The sequence below is a fragment of the Mariniflexile aquimaris genome, assembly GCF_042676825.1.
Lineage (GTDB): Bacteria > Bacteroidota > Bacteroidia > Flavobacteriales > Flavobacteriaceae > Mariniflexile > Mariniflexile aquimaris.
On the sequence record NZ_JBHTIB010000012.1, the window covers coordinates 743720 to 762363 of the forward strand.

Here is an 18644-nt window from a genome sequence, read left to right on the forward strand (position 1 = left end):
TTCTCCTTCTATAAATCCTATTTTTGTTCAAAATAAATGGACTATGATAACTTCCGATCAAATAAAAGATCTTAATACCCGCCTTGACAAACTTAGGCACTATCTTTGACTTAGATAGAAAACTGATTGAAATAAAAAACGAAGAAGAAAAAACCTTCGACCCTAACTTCTGGAATGACCCAAAAGCTGCCGAAGCCATTATGAAATCGCTTCGTGTTACTAAAAAATGGGTTGAAGATTACAATAAAGCCAAATCCCTTACCGAAGACTTAGAAGTTCTTTACGAATTTTATAAAGAAGGAGAAGCTTCGGCTGAAGATGTCGAACTTCAATATGATAAAGCATTTACGCTGCTTGAAGACATCGAATTTAAAAACATGCTTTCTGAAGAAGGTGATAGTTTAAGCGCCGTATTACAAATTACTGCAGGTGCTGGTGGTACCGAAAGTTGCGATTGGGCAAGCATGCTTATGCGAATGTATTTAATGTATGCCGAGAAAAGCGGTTTTAAAGTTAAAGAGCTAAACTTTCAAGAAGGCGACGTGGCAGGCATAAAAACGGTAACCTTAGAAATTGAAGGTGATTTTGCGTTTGGTTGGTTAAAGGGTGAAAATGGTGTGCATCGCTTAGTGCGTATTTCTCCGTTTGATAGTAACGCGAAACGTCATACCAGTTTTGCATCGGTTTACCTATATCCGTTGGTAGACGACACCATTGAAATTGAAATAAATCCTGCCGATATTGAAATTACCACAGCACGTTCCAGTGGCGCTGGCGGACAAAATGTGAACAAAGTTGAAACGAAGGTGCAACTTACTCACAAACCAACAGGCATTCAAATACAATGCTCCGAAACGCGATCGCAACACGATAACCGCTCCAGAGCCTTACAAATGCTTAAATCGCAGTTGTATGAGATTGAACTCCAAAAACAAATGGCGCAACGTGATGACATAGAGGCTGGTAAAATGAAAATTGAATGGGGAAGTCAGATTCGTAACTACGTAATGCAACCCTATAAATTGGTGAAAGATGTTAGAACAGGGCACGAAACGAGTAATGTTGATGCCGTAATGGATGGTCATATTGACCCGTTTTTAAAAGCCTATTTAATGATGATGGGGCAAAAAGTTGAAGATAATAACACCTTATGACCAACATAAATACCATAATTTTCGACCTAGGCGGGGTTTTAATTGACTGGAATCCTGAATATGTTTTTTTAGACGCTTTTCAAGGCGACAGACAAAAAATGCAATGGTTTTTTGATACTATTTGCACACCCGATTGGAATGAAAATCAGGATGCAGGCTATCCTTTAGCGCAAGCCACACAAGATTTGGTAGAAAAATTTCCTGAGCATGAACACTATATTCGCTTATTTTATGGTAATTGGGAAACCATGCTTGGAGGTGCGATAGAAGATACCGTAACCATACTTGATACGCTTATAAAATCGAAAAAATACAAAGTGGTGGCTTTAACCAATTGGAGTCATGAAACCTTCCCTATTGCGCAAAAACATTTTGAATTTTTAAGTTGGTTTGACGGCATCGTTGTTTCGGGCGAAGAAAAAACCCGAAAACCATTTAAAGAAATTTATGATATCACCTTAAATAGATTCAATATAACTCCAGAAAAATCGGTTTTTATTGATGACAATTTAAGAAATATTGAGGCTGCAACTGCTTTAGGCATCAACAGCATTCATTTTAAGAATTCTAAAGCGTTGATAGAAGAATTAAAAACATATAAAATTTACGTGTAATGATAAAAATACTTCACAATAACAGATGCAGTAAATCGCGATGCGGAGTAGAACTGCTTGAAAAATCTGGAAAACCTTTCGAAATTGTAAAATATCTTGAAGATAATTTGTCGTTTGAAGAATTAAAAGAAGTCATCAACCTTTTAAATATCAAGCCCATCGATTTAGTCAGAAAAAACGAAGCTATTTGGAAAACGGAGTTTAAAAATAAATCATTAACCGATGATGAGGTCATTGATGCCATGGTTAAAAACCCGAAGTTAATTGAGCGACCTATTGTAATTAATGGTAACAAAGCGGTGATTGGGAGACCTACCGAAAAAATCTCTGAAATCATCTAAAATGAAGGCTATAAATCGTGTTAAGTTAATTAACGTATATTTAACAAATAGCTGTTAAACCATGGTTAATTTTGCGAGTCTAAAAGCAAAAACCTAATCATGACCAAATTTTTATTATCCGCTTTCGGATTTCTTTCATTTCTATCTTTTGGCTACGGCCTGCCCGTTATAACGGACCCAACAGGAGAAAAAGATATTACTATTAAAGGCAAAATTATAGACAAAGAAACCAACTTACCATTAGAATACGCAACCATTTCATTTTTCAGCAAACGCGAAAATAAAGTTGTAGATGGCTGTATCACCGATGCCAATGGCGAATTTAATATCAATATTAATAAAGGTGTTTACAACATTGTTGTAGAATACATTTCTTATAAAAAAATTACCCTTTTAAATAAAAAATTAGATGGTGATGTGAATCTAGGCGTCATTTTTCTAGAAATCGATTTTGAATCTTTAGGAGAAGTAGAAATTATTGCCGAACGTACTACAGTTGAACTTAAACTCGATAAAAAAATATACAATGTAGGTAAAGATTTAACGGTAAGAGGCGGAACGGTGAGCGATGTTTTAGATAACATTCCATCGGTTTCTGTGGATGTGGAAGGTAATGTAGCGGTGCGAGGAAACGACAATGTTAGAATTTTAATTAATGGAAAACCATCGGGCTTGGTGGGGCTCAACTCCACCGATGCACTTAGACAACTTCCTGCCGATGCAATAGAACGTGTAGAGGTAATCACATCGCCTTCTGCAAGGTATGATGCCGAGGGGACTGGAGGTATCTTAAATATTATTCTTAGACGCAGCAAACTACAAGGACTTAATGGTGCCATAACTGTAAATTCTGGCTACCCTAAAACTGCTGGTGTTTCTGGAAATATTAACTATAGAACTGGTGATTTTAACTTTTTTAATACCACTGGTTATGACTATAGAGAATATCCTGGGAAATCAACTACCGAAACCGAATACTTTAATGATAGCGACCCAAGTACCTTTATAAACGAATACAGAGATTTTGATAGAGTTCGAAAAGGCTTAAGTACCAATACTGGTATGGAATGGTATATTAATGAAACGACCTCGTTAACAACCTCTGTTGTTTATCGTAAAAGTGATAATTCGAGTGACTCCACCAATAAAATTAACGAGCTTGATAGCGCTGGAAATTTAATAAACCAGTCGTTTCGATTCGATCCGGAGACTGAAGATGATAAAACCATTCAATATTCTTTGAATTTAGACAAGCAATTTAATGGAAATTCAGAACATAAATTAACATTCGATTTTCAGTTTGAAAACAGTAATGAAGATGAGTTTTCTATAATTTCTCAAGATGGTGATGATGCAGAACGCGTACAGACCTTAGAAGCGCAAAAAAACATATTATTACAAACAGATTATGTGGTTCCAATTGGTGAGGATAGTCAGTTTGAATTAGGTTATAGAGGTAATTTTAATGAATTAGATACCGATTATAGCTTAGAATTTAATAACAACGGCACGTATATTTTAGATACAGACGTAAGTAATAATTTAATTTACCGCGAATATATAAATGCTGTTTACACACAATTTGGAAGCAAAATAAAAGGTAAATTCTCCTATTTGTTAGGTCTTCGAATGGAAGATTCAAGAATTACAATAAATCAATTAACGAGCAACGATTTTGAAAGAAAAACGTATTTAGGCCTATTCCCTACTGTTAATTTAGGTTATGAATTTAGCGACAAACAAAGCTTGATGTTTGGTTATAACCGAAGAATTAGCCGACCACGTTCACGCTTTATCAATCCATTTCCATCACGAAGCAGTGCTACAAACCTGTTTCAAGGAAATCCAGACATCAACCCTAGCTATTCTAATAAAGTAGATTTAGGTTATTTAAATAGATTCGGAAAAGTAATATTAAATTCTAGTATTTATTATGAACTTGCTACCGATGTTTTCACCTTTATTTCAGAAGATACGGGCACTACAGCTATTGTTGGAGGCACCGAAGTCCCTGTAATACGAAGAACCCCAATAAACTTAGCAACAAATGATCGTTATGGTTTTGAATTTACACTAACGTACAGACCAACACAAAAATGGAATTTAAATGCTAACTTTAATTTGTTTCAATCGAATACCAAAGGCGACTATAATGGCACCAACTACGACGCCGATAACTTAAGTTGGTTTGCGAGACTAAATAATAAATATACACTTCCGGGTAAAATAGATTGGCAAACACGTATTTTCTACATGGGCCCAAGTGAAGATGCACAAAATATTAGAAAAGGCATGTTTTCTACCGATTTAGCTTTCAGTAAAGACTTTTTTGGAGAAAGCGCATCATTGGCTTTTAATATCAGTGATTTATTTAACAGTAGAAAAAGAGTTATGGAATCGACAACGTCTACATTTTATAGCGATAGTGAATTCCAATTTAGACAACGTAGTTTTAACCTGTCTTTTACTTATAGATTTAATCAGAAGAAGAAACAAAACAGAGAGCGCGGTAATCAAGAAGGTGGCGGAATGGATATGGATTTTGAAGGATAACCCACGAAATCAAAATCAAAGTTCAATAAAAAAAGGGAAGCTAAATTAGCTTCCCTTTTTTTATAATATAAAGTCAATTACTATTACGAATTTTCACGTTTCGCTTTTTTCTCTTCTCTAATTTCTTTTAATCGTTCAATTAAAGAACCACCAATCCAATAAGGAATCACAAACGTTAATAAAAATATCATTAACCAGAACCCAATCGTTAAAATGGTTAAAAAAGCTAAAAATCCTAAATATTGATCAAAATCGAACATAATTGTGTGAATTCATTAAAAATTATTAGGCAAATATAAGGTAACCGTATTAGTTAAGCAATAGTAATATCAAAATTTATTAATAGCGCCTATTTATCTAAATTAGGCTGCGGCGTTATTCTTAAATACGGTTTAATTTCTCTAAAGCCTTTTGGAAATATTGCTGGAATATCTTCGGTGGCTATAGATGGAGACACCACGCAATCATCACCATTTACCCAATTGGCAGGCGTAGCAACTTTGTGATACGCGGTTAATTGTAAAGAATCGATAACCCGTAATAACTCATCAAAATTTCTTCCTGTTGATGCAGGATAGGTAATTGTTAACTTCACCTTTTTATCATCTCCAATAATAAAAACCGAACGTACCGTAAATTTATCACTTGCATTTGGATGAATCATATCGTACAATTCAGATACTTTTCGGTCTTCATCAGCAATTATTGGGAAATTCACCGTAGTATGCTGTGTTTCATTAATATCTTTTACCCAACCATAATGAGATTCAATACCATCTACACTTAGCGCTACAACTTTAACATTTCGCTTCTGAAAACGACTCATATATCGCGCTACTGTACCTAATTCTGTAGTACAAACAGGCGTATAATCTGCAGGGTGAGAAAACAATATTCCCCAGCTATCGCCCAACCATTCATGAAAATTTATAACACCTTCCGTAGACATTGCGGTAAAGTTTGGTGCTGTATCACCTAATCGTATTGTTGCCATAATTGTAAAATTTATTTAAATCGCTGTTTTGTATTGAAGCTAAGGTATCAATTTTTATTTAATATTTAAATCAGCTCACGTTATAAGTGTGTTAAAAAAACTTATAAAAAACTAACATATATCATAATAATAAACATTTCAAAACAATTAACTTTGTAGCTTAAATTAAATCAATAAAAAATGAGTTTTAGAATAGAAAAAGATACTATGGGTGAGGTAAAAGTACCTGCCGATAAACTTTGGGGGGCACAAACTGAGCGCTCTAGAAACAATTTTAAAATTGGACCTGCTGCTTCCATGCCGTTAGAAATAATTTATGGATTCGCTTATTTGAAAAAAGCTGCGGCTTACACGAATTGCGAATTGGGCGTTTTACCTATTGAAAAAAGAGATTTAATTGCAGCTGTGTGTGATGAAATTTTAGCTGGAAAGCACGACGATCAATTTCCTCTTGTTATATGGCAAACTGGTTCTGGGACTCAAAGCAATATGAATGCTAACGAGGTTATTGCTAACAGAGCACAACAATTAGCAGGAAGAAAAATTGGTGAAGGTGAAAAAGCCATTCAACCTAATGATGATGTTAATAAATCGCAATCATCTAACGACACCTTCCCTACCGGAATGCATATTGCAATTTATAAGAAAATTGTAGAAACAACCATTCCTGGTGTTAAAGAATTACGCGATACTTTAAAGAAAAAATCTGAAGCCTTTAAAAATGTTGTTAAAATTGGTAGAACCCATTTAATGGATGCTACGCCTTTAACCTTAGGTCAAGAAATTTCTGGTTATGTGGCGCAGTTAGACCATGGTTTAAAAGCCCTAGATAACACCTTAGCGCACTTAAGTGAATTAGCACTTGGTGGTACCGCCGTAGGAACAGGATTAAACACGCCAAAAGGCTATAGCAAACGTGTAGCGGAATATATAGCGCAATTTACCGGACTTCCATTTGTTACAGCGCCTAATAAATTTGAAGCCTTAGCAGCACACGATGCTTTGGTAGAAACACACGGTGCATTAAAACAATTGGCTGTTTCTTTAAATAAAATAGCAAACGATATTAGGATGATGGCTTCTGGACCAAGAAGTGGTATTGGAGAAATTCTTATTCCTGCAAACGAACCTGGAAGTTCTATTATGCCTGGGAAAGTAAATCCAACACAATGTGAAGCTTTAACTATGGTATGCGCGCAAGTTTTAGGTAACGATGTTGCGGTATCTGTGGGTGGCTTACAAGGACATTACGAATTAAATGTGTTTAAACCAGTGATGGCTGCCAATGTGTTGCAATCTGCACAATTAATTGGCGATGCTTGCGCTAGTTTTAACGAACATTGTGCTGTTGGTATCGAGCCAAACCACGATGTAATTAAAACATTATTGAACAACTCGTTAATGCTTGTTACAGCGTTAAACACCAAAATTGGATATTATAAAGCGGCAGAAATTGCTAATACAGCCCATAAAAACGGTACTACTTTAAAAGAAGAAGCTGTTAATTTAGGTTATGTTACCGCCGAAGAATATGACGAATGGGTAAAACCAGAAGATATGGTTGGTAGCTTAAAATAAGTAGCAACCTAATTAAATCAAAAAAACAGGTAAATGATATTTTACCTGTTTTTTTTTATTGGTTAGCTATTAATCCTTTGAATCGAAATTAGCAAAGAAATCTTTCAAATATATAATTAATCAGGTTATAAAATATTAACATTTGTTAATAACTATCTAATTTCCTTCTTATTCTACTTAATTGAACCGGCGTTATTCCTAAATAAGAGGCTATATGATACTGAGGAATGAGTGTTTCCACCATAGGAACTTGCTTTCTTAATTCTAAATAGCGTCCTTTCGCATCAAGCGCTATTAAATCCATTAAACGGTTTTCATATTTCATATAAACCACCTCTAACACTTTAGAATACAACGTGTTTACACCTGAATTTTCTTTACATAAATCCATAAACTTTTTGTAATCTACTTCGTAAACTTCACATGCCGTTAAAGTTTCAAAAACGAATGAGGAAGGCTTGTTTTTAATTAAGGCTGTAAGCGAACCGACAAAACTAATAGGCAGATAAAAACTTTTATTATAATCTTTACCAGATTCCGAACTTAAATAGCATCTTATAACCCCAGATAAAAGTATATATAACTTAGTTGGCACCTCCTGCAATTTGACTATTTGCTCTCCTGAATCTATTTTTTTATAAACAGAGATTTCTTTTAGTTCAGCAAACATGTCCTCAGAAACATTACCAAAAGAATTTAAAAACGCAATAATGGGGTTCATTAATTTTTATTTTGCAGCTATAAATGTATAAGAATAAAATCATTTTTAAACTTGATTTTAAAAAATTGTATTTTTTTATCCTTTTGTTGCTAAATTTATAATTTTAACTGCTTACTTACTATAATTATCGATGTCTATTTTAATTATTAATATAAAACAACTTTTACAGATACATGATACAAGTGTTCTTAAGGTTTCTGGGAAAGACATGAAAATACTCCCGAAAATTGAAAACGCTTTTTTGCACATTGAGGATGACAAGATTGTTGCTTTTGGAAAAATGGAAGATTGCCCGTCCAATTTAAAAGCAACTCGTCTTGATGCCACCGGAAAAATTGTGTTACCCGCCTGGTGCGATAGCCATACGCATATTGTTTACGCAGGCCATAGAGAACAAGAATTTGTAGACCGCATTCATGGGTTAACTTACACCGAAATAGCGAATCGCGGTGGTGGCATCTTAAATTCTGCAACAGTACTTCAAAACACCTCTGAAGAAGCACTTTATCAACAATCAATTGCACGTTTAAAGGAAGTTATTAAACTTGGAACTGGCGCTATTGAAATAAAATCTGGATATGGCTTAACACCTGAAGCCGAATTAAAAATGCTTCGCGTCATTAAACGTATTAAAGCAGAATTTCCGTTAGAAGTAAAAGCAACATTTCTGGGTGCTCATGCAATTCCGAATGTTTATAAAAATGACAAAAAAGGCTATGTGGACTTAATTATTAAAGACATGCTTCCTGCTATTGCTCATGAAAAACTGGCTGATTTTATTGATATTTTTTGCGAACAAGGCTATTTCGATTTAGAGGATACAGACAAGATTTTAGGCGCTGGAAAAAGTCATGGCTTAATTCCTAAAATCCACGTCAATCAATTTAATGCGTTTGGTGGTGTGGCTATTGGTGTTAAACACGATGCTATTTCTGTAGATCATTTAGAAGTATTGAATGAAGAAGATATTGCGGCATTAAAAAATACCAATACCATGCCTGTAGCGCTACCTGGATGCTCTTATTTTTTAGGAATCCCCTATACCCCTGCCCGAAAACTAATAGATTCCGGGTTACCGCTGGCCTTAGCAACCGATTATAATCCAGGTTCTGCACCAAGTGGTAACATGAATTTTGTGGTAAGTACGGCCTGCATTAAAATGAATATGACTCCGGAAGAAGCCATTAATGCAGCAACAATTAACGGTGCCTATGCCATGGGAATTTCAGAAAATTATGGAAGTATTAGCAAAGGAAAAAAGGCAAATTTAATTATCACCAAACCGATACCTAGTTACAATTATTTACCTTATGCCTTTGGTGAAAATCTTATTGAAACTGTTATTTTAAACGGAAAAGTAATCGCATAAAAAAAGCCCCAGTTTAAAACTGAGGCTCTGCTTTAAGTGTTATATATATATTATTTTAAAGTAAACTCTGAAGTAGCTACTAAGTCTTTTTCGTTGTAAACGTTTACAATGTAACGTCCTTTTTCAAAATTGCTTTTGCCTTTAGATGCTACAAACTCACAAATATCTAAGTTCGTGTTTTCGTAATTAAATTTACTAATGATACTGTAATTTATAGTTTTAGCACCAAACTTAACTTGCTCGTTTAAACCTAAAGTAGTGCTTTTTGGATCGATAACTTGAACATAAAGTTCTTGATCGCCACCTTTTACTAATTTATTTTTAGCTACAGTAAAACAAACTCTAATTTTATCGGTACGACTTGCTCTTTCCGTTGGGATGAATTTACCAGAAGTTCTTTCTATTACGCCAAATCCTTTCATATTAACAGCTCCTAAAACTGCTGCATTCGAAACAACTTCAGCTAATGCACTGTTTTGCATTAATAACGAATCAGAGAAAATAGTACGCTCTTCTAAACGAACTCTTGTGCTATCTAAAGAGGTTGCTAAGTAAGAATTTTGAACTTTTAACTTATCGTTTTCAGCAAGTAAGGTGTTCATTTCTTTTTGTAATGAAATGTATTTTTGTTTGTAGCTCCATAAACTTTTCACATTGGTTTCAGAAATTTTTAAAGAATCTATTAAACTTTGAATACGCGCTCTGGCTTCAATTAAATCTTTATTAGCAACTTCGTTTTCGCTAATAGCTACATCATATTGTTTAGCCATGGCGTTTAAATCGTTCATTACCAATTGTTTTTGCTCGGTTAAGTCCTTTTGAACTTTGGCGCTACTTTGGTATAAATTCATGGTGTAAAATGCAGTTCCTAAAAATAAAACTAATGCAATTCCCAAAGCTACTTTAAGCCCCATACTACTTTTATTGTTTTCCATAATTACTTGTTTTTTAATCTTTTTTAATGTCTTGTGTTTTTTGTTTTAATTCTTTGTACTTTTTTTTAATGCTTTAAAAAAATAATGATGTATTTTTATTTTTCAAAATTCGTTTAAATATATGGATAAACTGGTTTTATTTAACAAAATATCGTGCGATAATCTAATAAACAAACGCTTAGGTGAATCCAAATTTGGCGAACATATCCAAATATTACCCAGTATTTCCAGTATATACGACCAACTTTTAAATTTGGACGTTACACATGTAATAATTGGTTTGCCTGAAGATGTTGGGGTGTATGCTAATTATGGCAAAACAGGTGCATCTAAAGCTTGGGTTGCCACCTTAAAAGTATTATTAAACATTCAAAGTAATGAGTTTACAAGAGCAAATAAGGTTTTAATACTAGGGCATTTAGATTTTTCTGAAGAACTACTAAAAATGTCTGAACTAGATCCATCTAAAAAGAAAAGTATTAATAAAGCCAGAAAACTTGTTAATGACATTGATAAGCAGGTTACATTTATTGTCGAACAGATTGTTGCTGCAGGCAAAATCCCTATTATTATTGGTGGCGGACATAACAATGCTTATGGCAACATAAAAGGAACCAGTTTAGCCTTAAAAAAGCCTATAAATGCTATTAATTTTGATGCCCACTCCGATTTTAGACCAGAAGAAGGACGGCATAGCGGCAACGGATTTAGTTACGCTTACGCGGAAGGGTTTTTAAAAAATTATTACATTTTTGGTTTGCAGAGAAATTATTCTCCAGACAAATTATATAAAACCCTAAAAAAATTAAAGCTTATCAAATTTGCGACTTTCGAAGATTTAGAAGTTTCCAAAAAACTAAAGTTTAAAGATACCTTAGAGCAAGCCTTAACTCATGTTGGGAATACCGCCTTTGGTGTTGAATTAGATTGCGATGCCATTGAAAATATACCTAGTAGCGCGATGACACCTAGCGGATTTAGCGTAAATAGAGCCAGAAGCTTTGTATCGTATTTTGGCAAACAAGAAAATGCGAAGTACTTACACATTTGCGAAGCAGCACCCACTAAAAAAACCGAGACACAAGTAGGCAAATTAATAACCTATTTAATAATCGATTTTATTAATGCTTTTGAAGAGGAAGCAGCTAGTCTTTCAACGCAATAACGCTAAGCAAACCTATTGATTAAGAATGCATAGTTTCAAACATTCAACTTAATTAAAGACGTCTTTTTACATCATGGGTGTATACTCAAACCAATTTATGTATAAGCGCATACTGCAACAATACAATCGTTCTAGTATCATTAATTTCGCCATTATTAAGCATAGAAACAGCCTTCTCAAAAGGTAGTTCTAGTACTTCTATGTCTTCATGCTCGGTATCCACTCCTCCACCATCGCTAACCTTCATGGCATCAGTATATTCACCAATAAAAAAATGCATTTTTTCGGTTAAAACGCCTGGCGACGAATAGGCTTCAAACACCTTTTTTACTTCCCTCAATCTATAACCCACTTCTTCTTCGGTTTCTCTAATAATACAGGCTTCTGGATGATCCTTATCCAACATACCAGCGCATATTTCAATCAGCAAACCATCTTTATTATCATTTAAAAAGGTGGGCATTCTAAATTGCTTCGTTAAAATAACCGTGCCTTTTTCTTTATTGTACAGTAAAATTCCAGCACCATCGCCTCTATCATAACATTCACGCATTTGGGTAACCCATTCACCATTACGCATTTGGTAATCGAAGGTTAGTTTATTCAGGGTGTAATAATTATCAGAAAGTAATTCTGTTTTTATATTTTTCAATCTTTTAAAATTCATACGACAGGGTGTTTCTTACTGAAGCAATTTCGTTAAAAAATTTTCAAATTCTTACAAGTATTCTTAATTGTTAATAAATAATAATAAATTTTTATACAACTTTCTTCGATGAAATTACCACTCAAAATGCTTATTTTAAATTAAATAAGGCCTGTTTTTTGACTTATATATCCTACGATACAAAGTGCAACAAAGTCATTTATAATTGCTTAGTAAATAAAATAAGCTATATTTGAATTGCTGTAAAACAATCAATGCTATTATCATGCTACCAAATCTATTAACCTATGCTCCTTTTACAATTTCATTGATAAGTCAATCTGATATTGTAACTGTTTTAATAATCGTTGTGATATTTTTTTCGGTTTTACTCGTTTTAGGAGTTCGAAAATCGTACCTACTTAAAAAAGAAAACGAGCAACTCGATAAAATAAGCGAAGAGCTAGCCAAACAAGAAGAAAAATATAAAGATTTTACCGAAGGCCACATGTATGGCGGAGATAATTAATTTTTTTAATTATAACCTGCTTTAATATGGAATCTATTCTAAGCTTAGCCCTTTTTAACTTAGCAGTCTTACTTTTTGCTTTTATAACGAAAAGAGGTCTTTATACTATGACTCCGGAAAAACAATGGAGTAAGAATACTAATGAGTTTGATAAAAATTTCAAATCAATTGAAGATATTGACATTTCAAATTATAAACTAGGTTCTGGTTATGTCTATGATAACAAAAATTAACCCCATAATCATAATATTATGAAATTTTATATAACCTACATTTTTCTATTGTTTCAAAATGTAATACCTGATGAGCAAAATCTAAACCAATTAATTAGTATGTTATCTATAGGCTTTATAACTTTACTTTTGTTTCTAATTATTAGCTTAATTAAAGTAAGTAAATTAAAAAAGAAAATTAAATTCTTGGAAGAAAATTATAAATAACAACAAAAGCCTGCAAATGCAGGCTTTTGTTGTTTTAGACTAGCACATAATTAACGCACTAGTTTCTTATACTTAATACGCTTCGGCATTAAATCGCCACCCAAACGTTTCTTTTTATTTTCTTCGTATTCACTAAAGCTACCTTCAAAGAAATACACTTGACTGTCGCCTTCAAAAGCTAAAATATGCGTACATATTCTATCTAAAAACCATCTATCATGCGATATTACTACGGCACAACCAGCAAAGTTTTCTAAACCTTCTTCTAATGCACGTAAGGTATTTACATCAAGATCGTTGGTTGGCTCATCCAATAACAATACGTTTCCTTCTTCCTTTAGTGTCATCGCTAAATGCAAGCGGTTACGCTCACCTCCAGAAAGCATTTTTACTTTCTTGTTTTGTTCGCCACCTGAAAAGTTAAAGCGACTTAAATACGCGCGCGAATTAACTTCTTTTCCGCCCATTAAAATCAGCTCTTGCTCGTCACTAAAGTTTTGCCAAATAGTTTTTTCTGGGTCTATATTAGAGTGCGATTGGTCTACATAAGCAATTTTAGCTGTTTCACCTACCTTAAATTCACCTTTATCAGGAGAAATCTCTCCCATTATCATTTTAAAAATGGTGGTTTTTCCAGCACCATTAGGCCCAATAACACCAACAATTCCGGCTTGTGGTAGTTTAAAGTTTAAATCTTCATACAATAATTTATCTTCAAAACCTTTACTAACACCAATGGCTTCAATAACATTAGTCCCTAAACGCGGTCCGTTAGGAATATAAATTTCCAGTTTTTCGTCCAGTTGTTTCTGGTCCTGACTTAATAACTTATCATAATTTTGTAAACGTGCTTTTTGCTTGGTTTGGCGTCCTTTAGCACCTTGACGCACCCATTCTAGCTCGCGTTCTAAGGTTTTCTGACGTTTTGAAGCTGTTTTACTTTCTTGTGCTAAACGCTTCGATTTTTGATCTAACCAAGACGAATAATTCCCTTTCCAAGGAATACCTTCTCCTCTATCCAATTCTAAAATCCAACCTGCTACGTTATCTAAAAAGTATCTATCATGCGTTACAGCAATCACCGTTCCTTTGTATTGTGCCAAATGATGCTCTAACCAATGTACAGATTCCGCATCCAAGTGGTTTGTTGGCTCATCTAATAATAAGACATCTGGTTCTTGAAGCAATAATCTGCATAAAGCAACACGTCTGCGTTCACCACCAGATAACACACTAATTTTTTTATCACCATCAGGTGTTCTAAGCGCATCCATGGCAATTTCTAACTTGGTATCTAATTCCCAAGCATTCGTCGCATCAATTTTATCTTGAAGTTCTGCTTGACGAGCCATAAGCTTATCCATTTTATCTGGATTGCTGTATACTTCCTCTAAGCCAAACATATCGTTTATTTTATTGTATTCATCAAGAATAGCCACGGTTTCGGCAGCACCTTCTTTAACAATCTCTAAAACGGTTTTAGTCTCATCAAGCTTTGGTTCTTGCTCTAAATACCCCACAGAGTAATCTTGCAGAAACGTTACATCGCCCTGATAATTTTTTTCAACACCCGCTATAATTCTTAACAGCGTCGATTTTCCAGAACCATTTAAACCTAAAATTCCAATTTTAGCACCGTAAAAAAAACTTAAATAAATATTTTTTAAAACAGGTGTATTGGCACCTTGATATGTCTTGGTTAACCCAGACATTGAAAAGATAACTTTCTTATCGTCACTCATTATACTCTACCTTTTAATGCATTAAATACCCATGCAATAGAAAAAAATCCAATACCTACCGATGCAAAACCCCAACCAGCCACATCGTTGTACCTAAAAGCACCGAGACCAATTAAAATTAAACCTACTATAATCATAATCCATGTAGCCCAAGCTAATACTGTATTTTTATTCATTGCCATAATTAATTTTAGTTTTAGGGCGCATCCACGCGAAGGGCGTGGTCAGGCTTTTCGCTATATCTTTTAATTTTTTAAGAAAATTAAAAGGATGCCGCTACAATCCTTTGCGCAATTCGAACCACAAATATCGTATTTTTAAATAAAAAAGCATCCTTTTGAAAATTTAATTTTCACTTAACAGAAAGCTTTTTTCAGCTTTAAAAACATGATGATTTAACATTTTTTTTGCTTTTAGTCCGAAAAAAGCGTATTTCATCCATATTATTTTTAATGCAATCTAATTTCGTGTTTATAAATTATCTAAATTTACCCGTTTTTTAGTATAATTTAAAGGTTATAAAATCAAACACAAAATTGCAGTTAAAAACATAACATTCAATAAATACCCCATTGAAACTCATAAATAGCACATATAGCCTATCCTCTAATATGAAAATAATTCCCCTTTATTTTCTGTTTTCTGTCTTGAGCCTTCAGGCGCAAGTAGGCACAGGTATTTCAACATTAAATACAAGCTTAGACATTACTGGTACTAGTGCTAATAGTAACGAATTAAAAGCTATTTTCGGATTAACCGCTGCTGAAAATAAATACAGCGTTACAGGTCCTGAGTTTAACAAAAAAACGCCTAAAAGAGATTTAAGAGGTGTGTTTTTGCCTTCTGTTTCTAATTTATCTTGGCCAACCAATCGCAAAGCAACGCCAGCAGCACAACAAGCCGAATTAATTGAAATTTTAGACAATCTTAAGGCAAATGGTTACAATACTGTGTTCTTACAAGTACGTCCGGAAAGTGATGCTTTATATGCCTCATCCATCGATCCCTGGTCTTATTGGCTTACCGGAACACAAGGTAAAGCACCTTTCCCATTATGGGATCCTTTAGAATTTGCCATAAAAGAAGCCCATGCACGCGGTTTAGATTTACATGCTTGGTTAAATCCGTATCGAGTTAAACAAACACCAACCATGGAATTAGCATCAAATAATGTTGCTAAATTACATCCAAATTGGACGTTTCAAGCGAAGTTAAATAATGCCGATAAAGCCTTATCGCTAAAGATGTTAAATCCTGGACTTCCTGCCGTTAGAGAATACATTGTTGATGTGGTTGAAGATATTGCCAATAGATACGACATTGATGGCATTCACTTTGACGATTATTTCTATCCATATTCGGGAATGGAAGCAAAACCACAAGATGCTCAAACCTATATTGATCATAATCCTAGCAAAATTTCAACCATCGCAGATTGGCGCAGAAATAATATAAACCTGATGATTGAAATGGTGTATGACGCTTTACAGAATATCAATACTAAAAAGAATAAAAATATCGTGTTTGGTGTTAGTCCATTCGGCATTTGGAAATCTGGCACGCCTACAGGTATTAGCGGAACATCTTCATTCAGTGCGTTATTTTGTGACCCTATTGCATGGTTAAATTCTGGCAAAGTCGATTATCTAGCACCTCAATTATATTGGAAAATTACAAAATCTCAAGACTATGTTGCACTCTCCAAATGGTGGAACGATCAAATAAAGATTTACGGCAAACAGTTGTATGTAAGCCAGGGATATTATAGAATGGATTATACCAATCCTTGGGAAATATCAGAGATTCAAAACCAAATAAATCATAACAGATTAACCGATATGGATGCTACTTTTGGCCAAATCGCCTATAGCTACAACGCCATAAAAAGCAATATAAAAGGACTTAATGATGCTTTAAAAAACTCGCATTTTAAATATAAATCTTTTGCTCCGCCTGTATTAGGACCAGGGAAAGATACTATTTGCCCTGTAAAACCTGAAAACATTCGATTTACACCTTTAAAAATTTTATGGGACACGCCCCAAACCGCTTCAGATGGGGATTTACCGGTGAAATATGTTGTTTACGCATTCGACAATGCTCATGAAGCCATTTCAAATAAAAATGATGGTTCTAAAATAGTAGATATAGTTGCGGGCAACGAATTGTCTTTAACAAAAAATCAATTGGATACGAAAGTATTTGTTGTTACCTCTTTAGATAAAAACAATAATGAAGCGGGCGATTTTACTCAAATAAATTCATTTAAACTTGCAAATGATTTAGTTAATAATCCCGAGCCAAACCTGAATAAATAAAAACATAATACTACCCTACTTTAAAGACTTAAATAATAATTTTATTAGGGTATTACTATTACGTTTTAAAGCGTTGTTTCTAAATTGAATGGCTAATTACAACCATTTAAAATTTCTTAACTACTTCTGTAAACTTATTTTAGAAATAAAAAAAGCAATAAATAATTTTTATTTATTGCTTTTTTGTTTAAATATAAAAATCTCAGAGCTTATAAATTAAAGCTGAATAACTTTAATTTCAGATCTTCTATTTTGTTTATGCTTGCTTTCAGAACACTTTGTATGGTCGTCGCATTCATTCACTAACTGTTCTTCGCCAAAGGCCTTACCAACAATTCGAGTAGGATCTATGCCATTCTTGTACAAATAATCGAGTGTACTTTGCAATCTGCTTTCAGAAAGTTTTTGATTATACACAGCAGGACCTCTTGAATCTGTATGAGAATTAACCGCTATTGATAACTTAGGGTACTCGTTTAAAATCAATACCAATTTTGATAACATGTTTTTTGATGGAGTTGATAGATTGGATGAGTTAAACGCAAAATAAATAGGTTCTAATGCATCTAATTTATTTTGAATCTCATTTTTTTCCTGATTCTTCAGTTGTTCTAATCTTTCAAGTTCTTTTTGTTTCGCTAATTTCTCAGCTAACAATCTCTTTTCTTCTAAAACTTTATTTGCAGCAGCTATCGAATCGTTAATTCTAACAAGCTCTTTCTTTTCGGCTTCAATCAGTTTTAATTTTTCTTTACCTTCTTCAGTTAAGTCTTTTTCAGCATTAAAGCGATAAACCACACCAATAGCATGCTGTAAATGATTGGTGGCGTTTTTATTCATTCGCCATTTTCCAGACGTATTAACATCCAATCCAAATCTATCGGAAAACCAGGTTCTGAATCCTAAAATCCCATTGATCGTGCCACGAGAGATACTATTCGCATCTGTAAAACCAATTCCAACCCCAGTATAAGGATCAAACCAACCAGTTTCTCCAATAATTTTATTTAAGTCATAACTCAATCTGGAATCAACCGAATAATAATTTTTCTCTTCTGTAAGTGGTGGTAATCCGTCTACAATTTTCCCTATTTTATACTTATTATAGGATGCTATGACCTCTAAACCTAATCCGTTTTTAAAGTATTTACCTATACTGATACGCGAAGGGTATGGCACAGCGTGCCACGTACTTTTAACATCGAAATAACTTTTTAATCCATCGTCTGAGGAGTCATCTACAATATTATAACCTACGCCGACAATCCATGAGCTAACAATGGTTGAATCTTTTTTTGTGATTTCTGTAGTTTGTGAGTGCATTACAAAAACATTTGCCACAAGAATGGCTAGTAACATTTCTTTCTTAAGTATCATTATAATTTGGGCTTAATATTATCAACAAAATTATGCAATCTGGCTACTACCCTTACAATTTTTACTACGAATAGTATAAATAATCGATAATAGGATTATTCTTATCGAATGTCGCACGATACTATAAGCTGACATATTTTCGAGTGGGTTTTTAAAACACTTTCAAAC

Annotated in this window: 18 protein-coding genes; 10 read left to right on the forward strand and 8 right to left on the reverse strand. The window is 33.9% G+C overall.

All coding sequences use genetic code 11. The annotated features are described in order from the left end of the window. Positions 1-43 precede the first annotated feature (43 nt). The 4 genes from prfB to ACFQ0I_RS11255 all read left to right on the forward strand — a co-directional run bounded on the left by prfB (position 44) and on the right by ACFQ0I_RS11255 (position 4662). Positions 44-1154, forward strand: a protein-coding gene (gene prfB, locus ACFQ0I_RS11240) for a peptide chain release factor 2 (RefSeq protein ID WP_379942310.1) whose coding sequence is annotated in 2 segments (ribosomal slippage) — positions 44-106 and positions 108-1154 — 1110 coding nt in all. Because the reading frame shifts where the segments join, the coding sequence is not laid out codon by codon here. Further along, positions 1151-1768 (forward strand): HAD family hydrolase, encoded by a 618-nt coding sequence (locus tag ACFQ0I_RS11245; RefSeq protein ID WP_379942312.1) that lies wholly within the window; start codon positions 1151-1153, stop codon positions 1766-1768. Before prfB ends, ACFQ0I_RS11245 begins: the two co-directional genes overlap by 4 nt. Continuing rightward, a complete protein-coding gene (gene arsC, locus ACFQ0I_RS11250) occupies positions 1768-2109 on the forward strand; it encodes an arsenate reductase (glutaredoxin) (RefSeq protein WP_379942314.1) in 342 nt (113 codons plus the stop codon). Before ACFQ0I_RS11245 ends, arsC begins: the two co-directional genes overlap by 1 nt. 99 nt (positions 2110-2208) lie before the next feature. Continuing rightward, positions 2209-4662, forward strand: a complete 2454-nt coding sequence (locus ACFQ0I_RS11255; RefSeq protein ID WP_379942316.1) for a TonB-dependent receptor domain-containing protein — start codon at positions 2209-2211, stop codon at positions 4660-4662. An 83-nt stretch (positions 4663-4745) separates the two neighbouring features. Here the strand turns inward: ACFQ0I_RS11255 and ACFQ0I_RS11260 are convergent, their stop codons facing one another. Beyond that, positions 4746-4922 carry a hypothetical protein gene (locus ACFQ0I_RS11260; RefSeq protein WP_169515971.1) on the reverse strand — a complete coding sequence of 59 codons (177 nt, stop codon included), beginning with the start codon at positions 4920-4922 and terminating at the stop codon, positions 4746-4748. A gap of 89 nt (positions 4923-5011) precedes the next feature. Then, positions 5012-5656, reverse strand: a complete 645-nt coding sequence (locus ACFQ0I_RS11265) for a peroxiredoxin (protein ID WP_379942318.1) — start codon at positions 5654-5656, stop codon at positions 5012-5014. Between the two features lie 180 nt (positions 5657-5836). Between ACFQ0I_RS11265 and fumC the strand changes: the two genes are divergently transcribed. After that, positions 5837-7234, forward strand: coding sequence for a class II fumarate hydratase (gene fumC, locus ACFQ0I_RS11270; protein ID WP_379942319.1), 1398 nt, complete (start codon positions 5837-5839; stop codon positions 7232-7234). Positions 7235-7379: 145 nt separating this feature from the next. Here fumC and ACFQ0I_RS11275 read toward each other — a convergent pair whose 3' ends face one another. Then, a complete protein-coding gene (locus tag ACFQ0I_RS11275) occupies positions 7380-7955 on the reverse strand; it encodes a Crp/Fnr family transcriptional regulator (RefSeq protein WP_379942321.1) in 576 nt (191 codons plus the stop codon). Positions 7956-8085: 130 nt separating this feature from the next. Between ACFQ0I_RS11275 and hutI the strand changes: the two genes are divergently transcribed. After that, positions 8086-9324, forward strand: coding sequence for an imidazolonepropionase (gene hutI, locus ACFQ0I_RS11280; RefSeq protein WP_379942323.1), 1239 nt, complete (start codon positions 8086-8088; stop codon positions 9322-9324). A gap of 50 nt (positions 9325-9374) precedes the next feature. On the opposite strand, the gene ACFQ0I_RS11285 is transcribed toward hutI, so the two are convergent. Continuing rightward, complete coding sequence (locus ACFQ0I_RS11285; RefSeq protein WP_379942325.1) at positions 9375-10259, reverse strand: chromosome partitioning protein ParA; 885 nt, start codon at positions 10257-10259, stop codon at positions 9375-9377. A gap of 121 nt (positions 10260-10380) precedes the next feature. Between ACFQ0I_RS11285 and ACFQ0I_RS11290 the strand changes: the two genes are divergently transcribed. Next, on the forward strand, positions 10381-11424 hold the full coding sequence (locus tag ACFQ0I_RS11290) for a formimidoylglutamase (RefSeq protein ID WP_379942327.1): 1044 nt from the start codon (positions 10381-10383) through the stop codon (positions 11422-11424). Between the two features lie 85 nt (positions 11425-11509). Here ACFQ0I_RS11290 and ACFQ0I_RS11295 read toward each other — a convergent pair whose 3' ends face one another. Beyond that, positions 11510-12076, reverse strand: a complete 567-nt coding sequence (locus tag ACFQ0I_RS11295; protein ID WP_379942328.1) for an NUDIX domain-containing protein — start codon at positions 12074-12076, stop codon at positions 11510-11512. Positions 12077-12356: 280 nt separating this feature from the next. On the opposite strand from ACFQ0I_RS11295, the gene ACFQ0I_RS11300 reads away from it, so the two are divergent. Both ACFQ0I_RS11300 and ACFQ0I_RS11305 read left to right on the forward strand, forming a co-directional pair. Further along, positions 12357-12599, forward strand: coding sequence for a hypothetical protein (locus ACFQ0I_RS11300; protein ID WP_379942330.1), 243 nt, complete (start codon positions 12357-12359; stop codon positions 12597-12599). Positions 12600-12625: 26 nt separating this feature from the next. Further along, complete coding sequence (locus tag ACFQ0I_RS11305) at positions 12626-12832, forward strand: hypothetical protein (RefSeq protein WP_379942331.1); 207 nt, start codon at positions 12626-12628, stop codon at positions 12830-12832. A 257-nt stretch (positions 12833-13089) separates the two neighbouring features. Here the strand turns inward: ACFQ0I_RS11305 and ettA are convergent, their stop codons facing one another. After that, positions 13090-14781, reverse strand: a complete 1692-nt coding sequence (ettA, locus tag ACFQ0I_RS11310; RefSeq protein WP_379942333.1) for an energy-dependent translational throttle protein EttA — start codon at positions 14779-14781, stop codon at positions 13090-13092. Then, positions 14781-14957, reverse strand: a complete 177-nt coding sequence (locus ACFQ0I_RS11315) for a CAL67264 family membrane protein (protein ID WP_379943039.1) — start codon at positions 14955-14957, stop codon at positions 14781-14783. The genes ettA and ACFQ0I_RS11315 overlap by 1 nt, the downstream gene beginning before the upstream one ends. 435 nt (positions 14958-15392) lie before the next feature. Between ACFQ0I_RS11315 and ACFQ0I_RS11320 the strand changes: the two genes are divergently transcribed. Then, a complete protein-coding gene (locus ACFQ0I_RS11320; protein ID WP_379942335.1) occupies positions 15393-17099 on the forward strand; it encodes a glycoside hydrolase family 10 protein in 1707 nt (568 codons plus the stop codon). Positions 17100-17315: 216 nt separating this feature from the next. Here the strand turns inward: ACFQ0I_RS11320 and ACFQ0I_RS11325 are convergent, their stop codons facing one another. Beyond that, positions 17316-18476 (reverse strand): OmpA family protein, encoded by a 1161-nt coding sequence (locus ACFQ0I_RS11325; RefSeq protein ID WP_379942337.1) that lies wholly within the window; start codon positions 18474-18476, stop codon positions 17316-17318. Positions 18477-18644 lie beyond the last annotated feature (168 nt).